General features: G+C 65.0%; 21 protein-coding genes. 9 read left to right on the top strand and 12 right to left on the bottom strand.

Annotation, left to right across the window (positions count from 1 at the left end; translation table 11 throughout):
- The first annotated feature begins 6 nt into the window (after positions 1-6).
- Positions 7-1,389: a DUF1501 domain-containing protein gene (locus ABGI63_RS13565; RefSeq protein ID WP_349742925.1), complete on the top strand. Its 1,383-nt coding sequence runs from the start codon at positions 7-9 to the stop codon at positions 1,387-1,389.
- On the opposite strand, the gene ubiM is transcribed toward ABGI63_RS13565, so the two are convergent.
- From ubiM to ABGI63_RS13600, 7 genes are all read right to left on the bottom strand, one after another.
- Positions 1,353-2,585 carry a 5-demethoxyubiquinol-8 5-hydroxylase UbiM gene (gene ubiM / locus ABGI63_RS13570; RefSeq protein WP_349742926.1) on the bottom strand — a complete coding sequence of 411 codons (1,233 nt, stop codon included), beginning with the start codon at positions 2,583-2,585 and terminating at the stop codon, positions 1,353-1,355. The two genes, ABGI63_RS13565 and ubiM, sit on opposite strands and share 37 nt — an antisense overlap.
- Positions 2,586-2,660: 75 nt before the next feature.
- A complete protein-coding gene (locus ABGI63_RS13575) occupies positions 2,661-3,164 on the bottom strand; it encodes a hypothetical protein (protein ID WP_349742927.1) in 504 nt (167 codons plus the stop codon).
- The gene (locus ABGI63_RS13580) at positions 3,161-3,547 is read right to left on the bottom strand and encodes a hypothetical protein (RefSeq protein ID WP_349742928.1); all 387 of its coding nucleotides are present in this window, start codon (positions 3,545-3,547) and stop codon (positions 3,161-3,163) included. The genes ABGI63_RS13575 and ABGI63_RS13580 overlap by 4 nt, the downstream gene beginning before the upstream one ends.
- Positions 3,548-3,570: 23 nt before the next feature.
- A complete protein-coding gene (locus ABGI63_RS13585) occupies positions 3,571-3,969 on the bottom strand; it encodes a hypothetical protein (RefSeq protein WP_349742929.1) in 399 nt (132 codons plus the stop codon).
- Positions 3,970-4,019: 50 nt separating this feature from the next.
- The gene (locus tag ABGI63_RS13590; protein ID WP_349742930.1) at positions 4,020-4,235 is read right to left on the bottom strand and encodes a CsbD family protein; all 216 of its coding nucleotides are present in this window, start codon (positions 4,233-4,235) and stop codon (positions 4,020-4,022) included.
- A 158-nt stretch (positions 4,236-4,393) separates the two neighbouring features.
- Positions 4,394-5,842 (bottom strand): phospholipase D-like domain-containing protein, encoded by a 1,449-nt coding sequence (locus tag ABGI63_RS13595; protein WP_349742931.1) that lies wholly within the window; start codon positions 5,840-5,842, stop codon positions 4,394-4,396.
- Between the two features lie 24 nt (positions 5,843-5,866).
- Complete coding sequence (locus ABGI63_RS13600; RefSeq protein ID WP_266008619.1) at positions 5,867-6,043, bottom strand: DUF1328 family protein; 177 nt, start codon at positions 6,041-6,043, stop codon at positions 5,867-5,869.
- A 193-nt stretch (positions 6,044-6,236) separates the two neighbouring features.
- Here ABGI63_RS13600 and ABGI63_RS13605 point away from each other — a divergent pair, with 193 nt between their 5' ends.
- Positions 6,237-6,551 carry a hypothetical protein gene (locus ABGI63_RS13605; protein ID WP_349742932.1) on the top strand — a complete coding sequence of 105 codons (315 nt, stop codon included), beginning with the start codon at positions 6,237-6,239 and terminating at the stop codon, positions 6,549-6,551.
- A gap of 21 nt (positions 6,552-6,572) precedes the next feature.
- Here ABGI63_RS13605 and ABGI63_RS13610 read toward each other — a convergent pair whose 3' ends face one another.
- Together ABGI63_RS13610 and ABGI63_RS13615 are read right to left on the bottom strand one after the other, a co-directional pair.
- Entirely contained in the window at positions 6,573-7,064 is a 492-nt protein-coding gene (locus ABGI63_RS13610; protein ID WP_349742933.1) for a disulfide bond formation protein B, read from the bottom strand.
- A 3-nt stretch (positions 7,065-7,067) separates the two neighbouring features.
- A complete protein-coding gene (locus ABGI63_RS13615; RefSeq protein ID WP_266008615.1) occupies positions 7,068-7,535 on the bottom strand; it encodes a RidA family protein in 468 nt (155 codons plus the stop codon).
- 77 nt (positions 7,536-7,612) lie between these two features.
- Between ABGI63_RS13615 and ABGI63_RS13620 the strand changes: the two genes are divergently transcribed.
- Positions 7,613-8,422: a ComEC/Rec2 family competence protein gene (locus ABGI63_RS13620; RefSeq protein WP_349742934.1), complete on the top strand. Its 810-nt coding sequence runs from the start codon at positions 7,613-7,615 to the stop codon at positions 8,420-8,422.
- Between the two features lie 346 nt (positions 8,423-8,768).
- Here ABGI63_RS13620 and ABGI63_RS13625 read toward each other — a convergent pair whose 3' ends face one another.
- Entirely contained in the window at positions 8,769-9,032 is a 264-nt protein-coding gene (locus tag ABGI63_RS13625; protein WP_349742935.1) for a helix-turn-helix domain-containing protein, read from the bottom strand.
- A 558-nt stretch (positions 9,033-9,590) separates the two neighbouring features.
- On the opposite strand from ABGI63_RS13625, the gene ABGI63_RS13630 reads away from it, so the two are divergent.
- The 3 genes from ABGI63_RS13630 (at position 9,591) to ABGI63_RS13640 (ending at position 11,985) form a co-directional block, all read left to right on the top strand.
- Positions 9,591-10,100 (top strand): HAD domain-containing protein, encoded by a 510-nt coding sequence (locus tag ABGI63_RS13630; RefSeq protein WP_349742936.1) that lies wholly within the window; start codon positions 9,591-9,593, stop codon positions 10,098-10,100.
- On the top strand, positions 10,090-11,289 hold the full coding sequence (locus ABGI63_RS13635; RefSeq protein WP_349742937.1) for a hypothetical protein: 1,200 nt from the start codon (positions 10,090-10,092) through the stop codon (positions 11,287-11,289). The genes ABGI63_RS13630 and ABGI63_RS13635 overlap by 11 nt, the downstream gene beginning before the upstream one ends.
- Before the next feature lie 135 nt (positions 11,290-11,424).
- Positions 11,425-11,985: an HAD domain-containing protein gene (locus ABGI63_RS13640; protein WP_349742938.1), complete on the top strand. Its 561-nt coding sequence runs from the start codon at positions 11,425-11,427 to the stop codon at positions 11,983-11,985.
- A gap of 711 nt (positions 11,986-12,696) precedes the next feature.
- Here ABGI63_RS13640 and ABGI63_RS13645 read toward each other — a convergent pair.
- Positions 12,697-13,245 carry an H-NS histone family protein gene (locus tag ABGI63_RS13645; protein WP_349742939.1) on the bottom strand — a complete coding sequence of 183 codons (549 nt, stop codon included), beginning with the start codon at positions 13,243-13,245 and terminating at the stop codon, positions 12,697-12,699.
- 322 nt (positions 13,246-13,567) lie between these two features.
- Positions 13,568-14,512 (bottom strand): WYL domain-containing protein, encoded by a 945-nt coding sequence (locus tag ABGI63_RS13650; RefSeq protein ID WP_349742940.1) that lies wholly within the window; start codon positions 14,510-14,512, stop codon positions 13,568-13,570.
- A 103-nt stretch (positions 14,513-14,615) separates the two neighbouring features.
- Between ABGI63_RS13650 and ABGI63_RS13655 the strand changes: the two genes are divergently transcribed.
- The 3 genes from ABGI63_RS13655 (at position 14,616) to ABGI63_RS13665 (ending at position 16,054) form a co-directional block, all read left to right on the top strand.
- A complete protein-coding gene (locus tag ABGI63_RS13655) occupies positions 14,616-14,789 on the top strand; it encodes a hypothetical protein (RefSeq protein WP_349742941.1) in 174 nt (57 codons plus the stop codon).
- Positions 14,790-14,796: 7 nt separating this feature from the next.
- Positions 14,797-15,114 carry a hypothetical protein gene (locus ABGI63_RS13660; protein WP_349742942.1) on the top strand — a complete coding sequence of 106 codons (318 nt, stop codon included), beginning with the start codon at positions 14,797-14,799 and terminating at the stop codon, positions 15,112-15,114.
- A gap of 61 nt (positions 15,115-15,175) precedes the next feature.
- Positions 15,176-16,054, top strand: a complete 879-nt coding sequence (locus ABGI63_RS13665; protein WP_349742943.1) for an SMODS domain-containing nucleotidyltransferase — start codon at positions 15,176-15,178, stop codon at positions 16,052-16,054.
- The last annotated feature ends 5 nt before the right edge of the window (positions 16,055-16,059 follow it).

The following is a 16,059-nucleotide window of genomic DNA, read 5'->3' on the forward strand; positions in this document are numbered from 1 at the left end:
GGCCCCATGCATCACAGCAAGATCCAACCACTGCAACGGCGCGAGTTCCTGCGTCGCGCCTCGGCCCTGGGCGTGGCCGGCGCCGCCGCGCCCTGGGCGCTGAGCCTGGCCGGCATCGGCGAGGCGGCGGCGGCCACCGCACCGGGCGACTACAAGGCCCTGGTCTGCGTCTTCCTGCATGGCGGCAACGACCAGGCCAATACCGTCGTGCCCTATGACGCGGCCAGCCATCAGGCCTACCAGAGCCTGCGCGGCACCATCGCGACGCCGCGCGATCAGCTCACCGCCACCGCGCTGAGCCCATTGACCGATGGCCGCCAGCTGGCGCTCGCGCCGCAGCTCGGCCGGATGAAGGCCTTGTTCGATGCCGGCAAGCTGGGCCTGCTGCTCAATGTCGGTACCCTGGTGCAGCCGACCACGCTGGCCCAGTACAAGGCCAAGAGCGTGCCGCTGCCGCCCAAGCTGTTCTCGCACAACGACCAGTCCAGCATCTGGCAGTCCAGCATGCCCGAGGGCGCGACCAGCGGCTGGGGCGGGCGCCTGGGCGACCAGTTCCTGTCCGCCAACGGCAACGCCACCTTCACCTGCATCAATGTCTCCGGCAACGCGGTCTTCATGTCGGGCCAGCAGGCGGTGCAATACCAGATGTCCAGCGGCGGCGCGGTCGCGATCAATGGCGTGAGCAAGCCGCTGTACGGCTCGCAGGCCTGCGCCGATGCCTTGCGCAGCCTGATCACGGCCGAGCGCAGCCACTGGATGGAGCAGGAGCTCAACCGCGTCGTGGCCCGCTCGGTCAATGCCCAGTCCATCGTTGCCGGTGCGCTGAGCAGCCTGCCGGCGCTGGCGACCCCCTTCGATGCCGCCAACAGCCTGGCCGTGCAACTGCAGATGGTGGCCAGGCTGATCGCCGCGCGCGCCAGCCTGGGGGTCAGCCGCCAGGTCTTTTTCGTCTCGCTGGGCGGCTTTGACAACCATGATTTCCTGCCGACCCAGCACCCGCTGCTGCTGGGCCGCGTCAGCGATGCGCTGGCCAGCTTCTATGCCGCCACCGCCGAGCTGGGCGTGGCCGAGCAGGTGACCAGCTTTACCGCCTCGGACTTCGGCCGCACGCTGACCAGCAATGGCGACGGCTCCGACCATGGCTGGGGCAGCCATCACTTCGTGCTGGGCGGCGCGGTCAGGGGCGGGCGTTGCTGGGGCCAGGCCCCGGTGGTGGCGATCAACGGGCCCGACGATGTCGGCCAGGGCCGGCTGCTGCCGACCCGCTCGGTCGACCAGCTGGCCGCCACGCTGGCCAGCTGGATGGGCGTGTCCGCCAGCGAGCTGCCGCGCCTGCTGCCGCAGATCGCCAACTACAGCGAGCGCGATCTGGGCTTCTTCAGCGCCTGAGAGCCCGTGAGCCCGGCGCGCTCGGTCAGCCGCGCGGTGATCAGCTGCTTCAGCGGCGGCAGGCGCTGGGCGATGTCCAGCACGCCGCGGCGCAGCAGCCGGGCCGGCATGGCCTCGGCGGTGAACAGGCGCACCAGGGCATTGGTGCCCTGGTAGATCAGCCGGGTCTCGCGCCGGTGGCCCTCGGCATAGCGGGCCAGCGCGGCGGCGGGTTCGGCCACGCCCTCGCGCCGCAAGGCCTCGGCCAGGCGTTCGGCGCCGTAGAGGCCGAAGTTGTAGCCATGGGCAGTGACCGGATGCATGCCCACCGCCGCGTCGCCGACCAGGGCGAAGCGCTGTGCGGCGAAGTGCCGCGCATAGCTGGCCACCAGCGGGTACTGGTGGCGCGGCCCGGCCAGCCGCAGCACGCCCAGACGGTCCTGGGCATGGGTCTGGACCCAGTCCAGCCAGCGCGAGTCCTCCCAGCCACGCAGGGTCTCGGCCAGATCGGCCGGCAGGGTCAGCACCAGGGAGCTCAAGCAGGGCGAGCGGCCGCCCAGCGGCAGCCAGGCCATGGTGTGGCCATGGTGGAAACACTCCAGCGCCTGGTCCTGGTGCGGCCGCTGATGCTCGATGCGCGCCAGCTGCACGCTGCGGCCGAAGTCCAGCAGCTCGCAGGGGATGCCGGCCAGACGGCGCAGGGTCGAGAAGCGGCTGTCGGCGGCCACCAGCAGCGGGCCTTGCAGGCGCTGGCCATCGGCCAAGCTCACCGTGGCGGCCATGCCGTCAAGCGCCAGTGCGGTCACGGACGCCTCGCCGTGCAGTGTGATCAGTGCGCTGCGGCGCAGCGCGCCGGCGTGGGCGATACGGCGCAGCGCATCGTTGGGCACCAGCGTGCCGAGCGCCGCCTCGCCGGCCTCGAACAGCAGCGAGGCGGCCTGCCGGCCATTGAAGACGCGGGCGCGACGCAGCGGCGATGTCTCCTCAGGGGTCAGGTCTTGCCAGGCGCCGAGGCGCTGCAGCAGCGCGATGCTGCGCTGGGTCAGCGCGATCTCGCGGCCGTCCTCGGCCGGGGCCGCCAGCGTGGCCAGCGGCTTCGCTTCCAGCACGCGGCTGGCAATGCCGGCATCGGCCAGCAGACAGGCCAGCGACAGGCCCACCGGGCCGGCGCCGACGATCAGGACGGGCTTGTTTGCTGCACAGGGCTTGCTCATCATGGGCGGCAAGCCTAGGGCATCGCGGGCGCGGGCGGCTTGATCCCGCGCAGGCTTTGTCGCCCCGCAAGCGCAGGCTCAGCGAGGCGGCGGTGCGGCGCTATCGCTGGGCTTGCGCATCAGCAGCCACTGCGCCACCAGGGCTTCGAGCGGCAGCAGGCGCAGCTGCGTCCACAGCCAGGCGCCGAGCGGGCGCGGGCCGAGCCGCTGCCTGAGCAAGCCCCAGCGCCAGGGCTTGCTGGCCACGAAGGCGGCACCGCCCAGCGCGAGCACGCCGACCGTCAGCAGCGGGTAGCGCCGCACGGTGGGCAGCAGCGCACCCTGCGCCTGCAGCCACGCGGCCTCCGCGGGACGGCGCCAGGGATGATGCTGCCAGACGGCCTGAAGGCCGCTCAGTGCCGCATCCGCCAGCGGAGAGTGGCGCAGGCGGCGCCGCCAGCAGCGCCACAGCGCGCTCAGCCGGGGCAGCGGGCGGCCGGCATCCTGCCTGGCTTGCTCGGCGTCGCGGCGGTCGCCGCCCATGGCCTGGCGCAAGCGCAGGCGCGAGTCCGCCAGCCTTTGCAGCGCGATCTCGGCGCTCATGATGGCTTACCCGCTTCCTGCAACACCACACCGTCCAGCTGCAACTGCTGGCGCAGCAGCGGAAACAGCCGGGACGGTGGCTGGCCCTGCAGCATCAAGAAGCACAGGCCGGCCGCCAGCCACGGGGTGGCGGCGACGCCGGCCAGCAAGGCCGGCATCGGCATCTCGGCCAGCGGCACGACCGCCAGCAGCATCAACGCCCCGCCGCCCAGGCCCAGGCCCAGCACCAGGCTGGCGAACAGCGCGGCGGCCCAGAGGCTGCGCCGGCGCAGCTGCGCGAGCGCTGCCAGGCTCTCCGCCGTGGCCAGCTGGGCATAGGCGCCCAGATGCTCGGACAGCAGCTCCGGCCGGGTGGCCACCAAGCCAATCAAGGGATGAATCATCGCCGGTGGCCCCCGCCGCGCGCTCAGTGATGGCTGCGCGAACGGCTGGCCCAGCCGGCGATCACGGCCAGCGCCGCACCGGCCGCCACGGCCATCAGCACGGACTTGACCGGCTCATCGCGGATATAGGCGACCGAGCGCTCGCTGCCGCGGCTGACCTGATCGCGCACCTCGGCGCTCGCCAGGCGTGCCTTCTCCAGGCCACGGCGCGCCAGCTCCTCGGCATGGCTGACCGCATTGCCCAGCGCGCCGGGCACGGTCTGGCCCAGCTCATGGACTCGGCCCTGCAGATGGTCGAGGGCGCCGTTGCTGGCGCGCTGGGTGCTGCGCAGCGCCTCCTCGGCCTTGCTGGCGGCCAGGGCGGCCGCTTGTTCGACGCTATGGCCGGCATTGCTGCCCAGCGCTGTGGTGCTTTCGTTCATGGAGTTCTCCTTGCGGTTTGCGGTCGGGGCTGTGCGGGTGCGATCAGGGCTCACTTGAACCAGCTGTCATTGACGCCGCGCTCCCAGCTGGCGAGCTGTTTCTCGGCCTCGTCCTTGGCGATGCCGTAGCGCTCCTGGATCTTGCCGCTGAGCTGTTCGCGGCGGCCAGCGACGACGTCGAGATCGTCGTCGCTGAGCTTGCCCCATTGCTCACGGACCTTGCCCGTGACTTGCTTCCAGTTGCCTTCGATGCGGTCCCAGTTCATGGTGAATCCTTTCGGTCTGTTTCAGAGGAGGGCGGTCGGCCGGAACGACTTGCTGGGTGTCCCTGATCCGATGGCTTCAGTCTAGAAAGACCGCCCCGACCGGGCCATCGGAGAAGGGCGACTGGGCGTGTAGGACCAGGCCCATTACCCCCGTGCTGTCACCACCAGCGCTCGAACCACTGCGCCAGCATCTCGCGGGCGCGCTGCCACAGCGGCCGGGACCGCCAGGCTTGCAGCTCGATGGCCTGGGCAGCGGCCAGGTCGCGGCGGAACATGCCGGTCATCGCGTCGCCGAAGTCCTCGCCAAACACGACGGCATTGACCTCGTTATTGCCGGTGAAGCTGCGCCAGTCCATATTGCTGGAGCCCACGGTCGAGACCACGCCGTCGATCACCGCCGTCTTGGCATGCAGCACCGCGTCCTGCAACTCATGAATCTTGACCCCGGCCTCCAGCAGCCGCTCGTAATAGCCACGCCCGGCGTGCAGCACCGGCGCGAAGTCGCTGACCGAGGGCAGCAGCAGATGGACATCGACACCGCGTCGCGCCGCATCGCTGAGCGCCGCCACCATGTCCTCGCCCGGCGCGAAATAGGCCATCGTCAGATAGACGCTGCGCTGCGCGCTGTCGATCGCGGTCAACAGCATCACGTAGATCTTGTTGAACTCGTCGTCGGGCGTGGACGGGATCACCCGCAGCAATTGCTCGCCAGCGGCGGCGGCCTGCGTCGGCATCAGCGCCGGCAGCGCCTCCTTGCAACCCTGGGCCACCCAGGTGCTGCGCACCAAGTCATCGAGCGCCGGCACCGCGCTGCCGCGCAAGCGGATCTGGGTGTCGCGCCAGCCCCGCTCCTTGGCATGGTCGCTGTGCTTGCGGCCGAACGAGCCTGATGAACCCGATGAACCTGATGAGCCTGATGAATAGACCGCGCTGATATTGATGCCGCCGGTGAAGCCGACGTCGCGGTCGATCACCAGGATCTTGCGGTGGTCGCGGTGCGTGATGTCCCAGTAGCCCGGGCGCTGTAGAGGGTTGACCGGGTTGAAGGCGCAGACCGCGATGCCGGCCTCGCGCAGCGCATCGAAGAAGGCAGGGTCGGTGCCTATCGAACCCAGTGCGTCGTAGATCACGGCGATCTGCACGCCTTGCGCGCGCTTGCGCTTGAGCAGCGCGGCCAGTTGCTGGGCCACCCCGTCGTGCTCGACGATATAGCTCTCCAGCAGGATGCTGTAGCGGGCCCGCTCGATGGCCTCGAACATGGCGGCGAAGGCGGCCGGCCCATCGAGCAGCAGCCGGGCCTCATTGCCCGCATGCAGATGGACATTGTCATCGACGGCGGTCTGCGCGGCCAGATGGCGGTGCAGCAGCGAGGCGCTGCCCTGACTGCCGATCTTTCGCAGCACCGCCTCGCGCTGGGCCTGGCCGAGACGCCCACGCTGGCCGCTGACCGTCAGCCGGGCCGCGACCTGGCCGGCCTTGGCGGCTTGCGGCGGCGCGTCGGCACGCGAAGGCAGGGCCCGGGTAGCGCAGCCGCTGAACGCCAGACTCAGACCCAGTGCCAGGCCCGCAAGCAGCACGGTGATGCGCGGGCCTGGCCGGGGATGCATGCAAAGCTCCTCGAGTGCTGGCGTCTATTTGCGCAGCGCGCCGACGCCCAGCATTGCCAGCACCAGCAGCACCACGAAGATCAGCAGGAAGACGAAGAACAGCAGCTTGGCAATGCCGGCGGCGCCGGCGGCGATGCCGCTGAAACCCAGTACCCCGGCGATCACCGAGATCAGGGCGAAGATGAGGGCCCACTTGATCATGTCGAGTCCTTGGCGTGGCTTGGAATGGGTCGACTCTAGGCCCGGCCCGGCACGGCGGGCATCGGCGGGCGACGCCTGGCCTTGTAGGACGCCGGCTCGCCCGGGCAATGCGGCCTTGTCCTACACGCAGCCGCGCCGTGGCCCGACAGGGGCAGGGGCGTGGCCTGTCTAGCATCGCTGCATGAACAGGATCATGAACAGCCCCCATCGCTCCGAGGCCGAGCCGGCGCTCGATGTGGATCTGCTGCTGAGCACGCCCGCCAGCATCGTCGTGCGTGCCCGCGTCGAGTTCGCCGACGGGTCGACACTTCAGGACGCCGGCCTGGTGGTGGCGCGCGAGCACTGCCGTGGCAACCGTCCCAAGGTGTCCGCGCTGCGGCGCGCGGCCCAGCTCTGTGCCGCGCGGCTGAGCCGGCCCGTGGGCCCCAAGCCGCGCGCGGTGCGGGCCTTGTATGCCCTGGTCGACGGGGCCTGGTGCGCCTTGCAGCTGCAGCCGCAGCCGGCCTGAGGCCCTAGGCGCGGCGCCGACTCAGCGTCGCCGCAATGCCAGCACGCCGGCCACGAAGATCACGGCGAACAGCAGCCCGCTCCAGAGTTCGTAAGGCAGACCCAACAGGCGGTAGGCGGCGGCCTCGGCGCAGGAGGCGGTGATCATGAAGACATCGGGCCACAGCGTCTCCAGGTCCAGCGCGGTGACGACCCGGTCGGCCAGGGTCATGTCGCAGGAGGCCAGCTTGGAGGCCACATCGTGCTGGTAGTAGGCCGAGGCCAGGCCGGCCAGCGACAGCAGCAGCACCGCGCCCAGCGAGAGCTTGCGCAGCACAGCGCTGCCCTTGAGCAGCCAGCCCAGGCCGGCCACCGCGCCTAACAGCAGGAAGAGGGCCCGCTGCATCACGCACCAGGGGCAGGGCTTGACGTTGAAGCCATGCTGGGCGATCAGCGCGATCGCGACACCGCCGAAGCTGGCCAGGCAGACAAAGGCCAGCACGCGCGCCGGCAGTTTCGAGGCGGTCAGGAACATCGATCAGTCCGCGTCCACTTCCACCACCAGATCGATCTCGACGCAGGCCCCCATCGGGTTCTGGGCCACACCGAAAGCGCTGCGCGCATGGGCGCCGCGCTCGCCGAAGACTTCGGCCAGCAGCTCGGAGGCGCCATTGGTCACCAGATGCTGCTCGGTGAACTCCAGCGTGCTGTTGACCAGGCTCATCAGCTTGACGATGCGGGTGATCTTGTTCAGATCGCCGACGGCCGCCTGCAGCGTGCCCATCAGGTCGATCGCGATGGCGCGGGCGGCCGCCTTGCCGGTGGCGGTGTCGGTGTCCAGACCGAGCTTGCCGACCCAGGGCTTGCCGTCCTTTTTCGCGATATGGCCGGACAGGAACACCAGGTTGCCGCTGCGCACATAGGGCACATAGGCCGCCACCGGCACGGCCACGGGCGGCAGCTCGATGCCCAGGTTCTTCAGACGCTCATAGACGGTTGTGCTCATCGGGGGCTACTCACAGCTGGTAAAAAGGTTTAGAAAGTTGGCGCGAATCCTACACCGAGCTTCCAGGGAGGAAGCGGATGCATCACGCATGGCGCACGCCGCATTCGGCCGTTCTGGCGCTGCTGGCCTGGCTGACCGGCCTGGCGGCGCTGCAGCAGTGCGCGCGCCTGCCCGAGGCGCGCGAGCTGGCGGCCGTGCTGCTGCTCGCAGCGGCCCTGGCCGGGCTCGCGCTGCTGCGACCCCGAGGCCGGGCCTGGCCGCGCGGTCTGCTGCTGGCGCTGAGCCTGGGCCTGCTGGCTTTCGGCCAGGGCGCCTGGCGGGCCCAGCAGCGGCTCGATCAGGCCTTGCCGGCCGCCTGGGAGGGGCGTGATCTGCTGCTTAGCGGCCGCATCGCCTCGCTGCCGCAGGCGGTGCAGGGCCAGGGCGGCCTGCCGGGGCGGCGCTTCGTCTTCATGGTCGAGCGGGCCGAGGACCCGCAGCGCAGCGCCCAGCCTCAGGTGCCGCCGCGCCTGCTGCTGAGTGCCTATGCCCAGGCCGGGGCGCCGCTGCCCGACTGGCGGGCCGGCGACCACTGGCAGCTGCTGGTGCGGCTGCGCCGCCCGCACGGCCTCTCCAACCCCCATGCCTTCGACTACGAGCTCTGGCTGTTCGAGCAGGGGCTGCGCGCCACCGGCGTGCTGCGGCCCGGCGGCCATCGGCTGCTGGAGGCCGGTGGCGCCTGGCGCATCGACCGCTGGCGCCAGCGCCTGCGCGATGCGATCCAGCGCGATGTCCCGGACCCCCGGGCCGCCGGCGTGCTGGTGGCGCTGAGCCTGGGTGAGCAGGCGGCGATCTGGTTTGCGGTAATTGACTCGGCCGCCGCCGATTCGGAGCCATTTTTCCTATGAGAACGCCCCAAAAATCGCCTTCGGCTGAAAGTTGACCGCCCAATTAGGATGGCCGGCGCCTCAATTTTCAGCAGCGATTTTCGCGCAATTGGGTTGGCCGGTGAGCCTATTCGAACTGTCAACCTGCTCCCAATTTTCGTACCCCCCGGCTCGCCAATTCAGACGTCATCTCGGTAGGCACTGCGGCAGTCAAATCTCAATCAATGCCTCCAACACGGACCCTCCCGTGAGCCAATCCGCCGTCAAGCGTCTAGCGAGCCGGGGGTTAGCCATCGCTGGAGACGTCTTGACTGTCTCAGTCGAATGGTCAACGGTTGGCTGGAAATCGCTGTCCGGCGCGGTCCATTCAGTCCTCGGGCGCGTTCGTCGGCGCCGACACGCGCTTCAAAAGCAGGTGCGCCTGGACATCGAGGGCCACAGCCAGCTTGGCCAGGCTCTCTAGGCTGATGTTTTTGCGTCTTTGCTCGATTTGGGAAACATACGAACGATGGAAGCCCGCCTGAGCCGCCAGAACCTCTTGGGACAGGTTCTGTTTTTTCCGAATGCGTGCAACGTTCTCCGCCAGGATGGCACGCAGTTCCGCGTCCATTGGCGCCTTATTTTCTTCCATCGTCAGATGGTTAGGCGACTCTTCCCATTCGTCTACTTGCTTTGAATCTACTGCTTTTGGATATACTGTCGTTGGATATCATTGTGACGCCGACGAAGCGCGTTTCAGCGCAGATTTCGTCCAACCTTGACCAATGCGATACGGCGCCGACAGATGCGCCTATGAAGGGCTCAGATGAACGTGGACTCAACTGCTTTTCCGACGGAGGGCATCCGCCTGGACTCCATTCACCATCTTTTTCTGGTCGACTTGGGCGGGGTGCTCCAGAGCGCAAATTGCCCCGAGCGACGAGCCTTCATCGACCTTGGTGCGGCAGTCGGGTTCATCGCGGGACGGGCGGCCAAGCTCTCCGCTTTCCTGGCTCCCATTGGTATTTCATCGGATGCGGCAACCTACGGCGTTGTCGAGGAAGTCTTCGAGTCGAGCGTCTCAAAGTCGTTCCTTCTTCGGTTCAGCAATGCGCCGTCCGTTGTTGTAGGGTGCACACCGTCGACACACAAGGGAGCCTTCGAGCCCTACCGACGCGTTTACCCTACAGCTGGGCCGGACCTATAAAGCGTGGAAGCGCGCAACGGTCGTCCGACCTGCTTCCTCAACTTGGATGGCGTTCTCCATCCGGTTGGCGTCGAGTACAACTTTCGGCGCGAAGCACCTCCGCCTGTTTTGCCGTTTGTCTGGGCCGAAGCTCTTCGGCCGCTCGCTGAAAAATGGAACCTCTCCTTTGTTCTCAGAACCTCCGCCACGATGCTCAGGCGTGGTGAGCTACTTCCTGAGCTTGCGCCCCCCTGGCTGTGGAGCCGCGTTGACGGCAAGTGCGACGACAAGTACCGGTACATCACGCTCGACTGGGTGAGGAAGGTGAACACAAGTCATGGCGTGATTCAACGGTACGTGGCCAAGCACGGACTTTCCAACTGGGTAGCTCTCGATGACGAGGACGACGGCTGGCCTGACGAACCCGTGGCGCGGCTGCGCTTGGTGCTCTGCAACCCGAATCAAGGCGTGCGCGAGGCGGAAGTTCTCGAGCGCCTCGACGAGACTTTGAAGGTGGTTCGCGATGAAGTTTGAGCCCGACAACCGCCGCCAGCGCGCGCTGATTGAGGCCGCGCGAGTGGCGGTTGAACGGGCTCGTGTCGAAGGCCACTATGCGCCAGAGGAACTCGTCAAACAGATGTCTCTCGAAGGCCAAGGGTGCAATGTAGTCAATGAAGAGGCAGCCTACGACCGACGATGGCAGTTCCGATTCCATTTGGTCGCGGAAGTGATTTTCAAAGATGCACCACCAACCAGCGAGGCCCTCATGTCGGAGCTGGCGGACGCTGGCTGCATTGGCGCCGAGCCGTTTAACGGACGGGGCGGCCCAGGCCTGAGCTTCTCTCTTCCATTCGACATCTGGGCATCCTCGGGCGAGGCAGCCCTTCGGGATGCGTTCAGCGCCATCCAGAAGGCAATCCCAGGCGCACTGATTGGCGACTTTGAATGGCCGACGCTTGGCAGCTTTGACCTAGAAAATGTCTCGGACCAACCGCTCGATGCCGAGCCGGTGGGGCCGTCACAACCGCCAGTGGCACGTACAGACTTCCGAGTGTCCGTCTGCGCGCCCGTGCAAAGGCCCATGCCCTCAGACCGTCTTCTCTCGCTCTTGTCGCAGGCGGGCTGCGAGTACGCCAAATGTTTCAGACGCCGGCCGGCGGTATTCGTCGGGGAGTTCGTTAGGTCAGCTGAAACGAAAGCGGAGGCGCAGGCTATAGCGCTCGAAGCTCTGCGTGAGGTGTTCCAAGACGCGCGACTGGTCAACCTTGAAGCCACGCCTGGCTCAACACTCGATGCTTTGTCCGCCCTGACGAGGGAGAGGTGGCGTTCGGATGCCGACGTACGGGCCGCCGCATCGTGTCTGGAGCAACTCGGCTTCGAGATGGGTGACGAAGCTCAAGATACTGATGAGCTAAAAGTTGATGCCAAATCGGCTGTGGGCAGAGTGTTCGAGGTGCTGACGGCCATCCAGGTCGCTCATATTCGCCTCGGCGATGGTCGAATTCTGGCGCTTACACCGCGAACACCAGGCTTGGTCAACGGGTTTGACAGTGTTCGGAGGGGACAGAACTTCGAATGCCAAATAGACCGGCACTCTGGAACCATTGAATGGGCCCAGCTCTCGGTTGAACGGCCAGATGCCGGAGAGTCGGTCACCGGCGCAAAACGGGTCGTCGTTACCGTGGGCGAGAGGGTGCGAATGTTTCTACGGCGTTTTCCATAGTGCCTCGGTCCCGTAAGCCATGACGCCTGGGATGTCGAATTTCGCAGCTCAAGGTTCTACCGAGACGACGGTCCATTGGCGGGTCATCTCGTACATCTCCAACCATCGGATTTAACTTGAGTAGGCTCTTTTCGCATGCAAGCAGTAGACCTATCACCCCGGCGCGGGTTGCTTCTTCTCGATATTGACGACGTTCTATGTCTCTCCCAACCTTTTGGTGGCTATCACGCACGAGGCGCACTCTGGCACCCCGCAGAGGCGCCGAAAGACCTATGGGAGAAGCTGTTTCACCCGCCCGCAGTAGTCGCAATGCAAGAATTGATGTCGGCGTGCCGGCCTCAGGTCGTTCTCACCTCGAGCTGGTTGGCCATCATGGACCGCCAGCATTTCGTCGAAGTCTTCCGGCGTACCGGGCTTGGAGCAGTCGCCGAGGCTCTTCACCCGAATTGGGCTGCGCCTCAGAACCGTGGCGTCTCGAGGCATGACGCCATTTCGAAATGGCTTGAAGTCAACCACCGCGGAGAGCCGATTCTGATTTTGGACGACCAACTGAGCGGTGAGAGCCTTGTCGAGTCGGAGTGGGATGCGGCCGGCCATCAAATCTTGTGTGAAGTCGATGTCGGATTCCATCCCGGCCTACTAACGAAAGCGATGCTGGCGCTTCGAAAACCTTACGTGAAGCCCGCGTGGTGGTGAGTGCGGATTCCTGCAGTGTTGACCAGCTGTGCCGGTTGCCGTTGACCACTTTGTACGCACGCGCTGGCTAGCATTCACCAGGCACGGGAAGTCGGCTTAGGCTGCAGAGCCGCTTTTGGTTGCGACCGGCTAGCCGGTCAATGAGGACAAGTGTGTCGGTCAAAGGTGGCCAGCGCCTTCTGTTTCGCAGCCCAGGAGCATGGACGTCGCGCATTGCCGAGGCATGCCCGTCATCAGAGCCTAATGAAGGAAAAGCGGTGCTAGCTCCAAGTGGCTTGCTGCGAAGCGTTCCGGTGTGAACAGCGTCCGCGTCATGTCCCCGAGCATTTCGGCACGCCAAGCCTTCGCTAGCGCGCTGAGCACAGCGATACGTTGGTCGACAGGCCCAGGGTCACCGGCCAAGTAGTACGCCCGGGACTGGGTCGCGACGAGTTGCTTGGAAATGTGCACAGCCGTGACTGCTGAAGAGATTCGGCTACGACCAGTGGCCTGGTTCGTGCCGACGATATGCAGCGAGGGCAGACCGAGCCCAGGCACCAAGAGGGCAAACGCGCCCCAGTCTCGAAGCTCGATTCTGGGCTTGTCCCCGTCGAACGAAGGCTGCGGTTCAAACATCGACTTCGCCTGAACTCCTGTTGACCAGCTTGGCCAAACCAGGTTCGCCGCGGGCGGCCATACCGGCATCAATCCAGGCTGGCCGACGCCATATCTTCACTCCGCCGCAGCTTCCACTGGCTTCGCGGTTGCGCGCTTGAGCTTTGGCTTCAGCTTGCGCGTTACGCTGGCTTTGACCGCTGGTTTGGCGACCGGTTTGGCCGAGGCCCTCTTCGCTACCACCTTGCGCTTGGCCGCGCCCTTCGTCGTAGCTCTGCCAGCGACTTCCGGCTTGGCTGCCGCTGTCTTCTGCTTCGAAGACTTGCTGGTCTCTCCGGAGAGCAAGAAGCTCTCGAGCGTCGCGCCGCCGTCAAGCGCATCCTTCAACCACTGCGGGCGCTTGCCCATCCCACCCCAACTATTGCCCGCCTTGTCGCCATATTTTGGAGCCCGTGGAGTGGTCGCACCTGTTGGCTTTGCCTTCTTAACGGCAGAGGCCTTGCGTCCCCTTTCGACGGATTTGCCGGCGCCGAAAAGGTCTTCGGCGGTTAGGCCGTGCAATTCAATTTCACGTTGCACACGCTTCATGGCTGATTGCTTTAAATCGTCAGCCTGCTTTTGCAACTTGGCGATTTGGGCATGAAGTTTGGAAATGCTCGTGACCATTGAGAATCCTGAGAATGTTGGGACTTCAGTCTACGTCCGGTTCCGCAAGATTCAGCGTGGGCCTCGGACGGAGTCAAAGCCTGCGTTGCTGACCTCGCGGCACATCAGCCTCGGAAGGAGCGCCGAACAGCCTTTATGAAAAATTATTGGAGAGTTCAATAATTATTGAGAGGCACTTTAATTTTTCATAACTTTGGCCGGCCGCCCAGTACGGCGACACCGGGGATGCCTCCCGCGCAACCTGGATGGACGAGGAACTCGGAGGCATCTGGGGCGTCAATTGACCGCTGGAAACCGTGACCCACCGAGCGTGTGCAGTCGCTCAGAGCGCCCTAATCTCTCTGTCGGACCTTGGGTCTTGGTAGCCAGGAGCCAACTGCGCGTTGCTTGCACCGTAGAGCGCGAGCGGGTCGCGTAGCCAGAGGGCGTACTCGAGACCGCGCAGATGATGGTCTGCCGAGCAATCTACTGTCCAACGCCGAAGCATGTAACCCGCATTGGCTGCTCTGACGCGGACTTGGAGAACGCCGTCCGCAGGGAAGGCGTAGTCCATCTTCACGATTTCCGGCCGGGGATGTTCCGGATGTGGCACGAGCTCCAGTTCAATGATGCGGCTCCACTGCACATCGAACTCTGCTGTTTCGTCTCTTTGCACGGCGCTGCCCTCAAGCACCGTGGGTTCGTCCATTCGCGTGAAGACGAAGTCGCGGAACTGTTTGTGCCTGCGGTCGAAGGCTCTGACGTGCCAGCGGATGCCGATGTCCACAAGGGCCAACGGAACCAGCTCACGTTCTGTATGCCCACTGTCAATGGATGTGTAGCCGAGCCTTACTGCTTTGCCCCGATGTATTGCGCGAGTGATGGGGGCCAACACAGACATTTTCGGCAGGCTCAGCGCGCTTGGAACCTCGCATCGCAGCATGGGCTGCGCCTCGTCGCCCAGCAGTTCGCCTAGACCTTCGCCATAGCCCTGTGTCAGTGCTGTGAGCACTCGACGAGGGTTGTGCTCGAACAGCGGCTTGAAGACCGGAGTTGGCCGGTAGACCTTATCCGAGCTGTCCAGTTCGAGGTTCTCAGGTGCGATTTCCCGGTAGAGCGCAATGTCCCGCGTAGCGCCGGCAGGGCCTGTGCCGAAGCGGTCAACAACGTCTGCTCGACGGAGCTCTCCCAGGAAGTACAGCTTGAAGTCAATGTGCGATAGCCGTTCCCGTTGCGTCTTGGTCAAGTCGGCAAGGAACTGCGTTCGCCGGTCTAGGTTTTCTGCCATCTAAGCATCATAGGCGATGCTGCGACCTAATGGCTCCAAAAAAATTCTCTTGCCTAATCATTTTGATTAGATACACTTCACTCAAAAGAAACATTAGGTCGCAATGGCAAAGAACAACCCGCCCGGCGACGGGCACCGAATCGGAGCTGTGCGTGAGCGCAGCCAGACCGTCACGCCCTCCGGGCACTACGTCAAGCGGGACACGCAGACGGGGCGCTTCATGGATGTGAAGTCCGACAAGACGCCGTTTAAGGGCGTCCGCAAGGAAAAGAAGTAGGTCGACCATGCTGGAACGCCTGACCGATTACTTCATCTCCAAGCCAAGGCGCCTCGTCACGCTTGGGGCTGCGCTGGTGCGTGCTGGCGGCTTCCTCCTGGTCGCGGGCCTTGTCGGTCAGGCGGCTACTACAGCCGCATCGGCCGTGAACGCGCTGGGTGGTGCTGCCCGCGCCGAGGTCGCGCTGTCTGAGGTGCTGCCGGGCTACCTCAGCGTCTGGATGCCTGAGAGCGCGTTTGGTTACGCCGTGGCAATTCTGTTGTTGATTGCAGGCCTGTTTGCGGCTCGCACGGGGCGCGTCTACGAGCGCTACCTGGGCACTTGAACTCATAAAAACTAACGGCGCAACTATTTGGCCAGTGCCAATCTCAAAGGGGAGTGACAGGATGGGGGTAGGGGAGTGGTTTTCAGATTTCTGCGGAAATCTACGAATTGGGGCAGACCAACGCTCGACGATTGCGGGCCGCACCAAGCGAATCGTCGCTCAGCTCAACTGGGACATGCGCTCGCTCAGCTCCGACTCGGCCTATCGGTTCTATGTCGGGTCGTATGGCCGTGGTACGGCGATTCCGTCAGTAAGCGATGTGGACCTGTTGTATGAGATGCCGCCCTCAAAGCACGCGCAATACGACCAGTACATCGGAAACGGGCAGTCGGCCTTGTTGTCGGAAGTCCGTGGTTCCATCTTGAAGACCTACCCCAGCACCAAGATTGGTGGGGACGGGCAAGTTGTTGTCGTTGAGTTCGCTGACGGCGTGAAGTTTGAGGTTCTCCCCTCGTTTCAGAATCAGGGCGGGGGGTACACCTTTGGGGACTCGAATAGTGGCGGCTCATGGAAGACCTGCAAGCCCAAACAAGAGATGACCGCTTTTGCAGCCAGGAATCTGGACTGCAACGGGAACTTGGCCGAGCTCGCACGCATGGCACGCGCATGGCGTGACGCCAATCAAGTGCCGATGAGCGGCATGCTCATTGACACCCTGGCGTACCAATTCATTGACACATGGGCGCATAAGACCAAGTCCTACCTGTACTACGACTTTCTTGCGCGAGACTTCTTCAACTTCCTCACCAACTTGCCAAGCAATCAGTCCTACTGGCTGGCACCCGGCAGCGGTTCCTGGGTGTACGGGGGAGGCTTTCACTACAAGGCCCGACAAGCTGAGCTCCGCGTTCTGGATGCCATTTCGTATCAAGGGCACGGGCATGACTGGTCGGCAAAGAACAAGTACCGAGAAGTCTTTGGCACCGCATTTCCGTATTGAGCAGT

It is taken from the genome of Roseateles cavernae, assembly GCF_040187885.1.
In the GTDB taxonomy this organism is placed as follows: Bacteria; Pseudomonadota; Gammaproteobacteria; order Burkholderiales; family Burkholderiaceae_C; genus Roseateles_E; species Roseateles_E cavernae.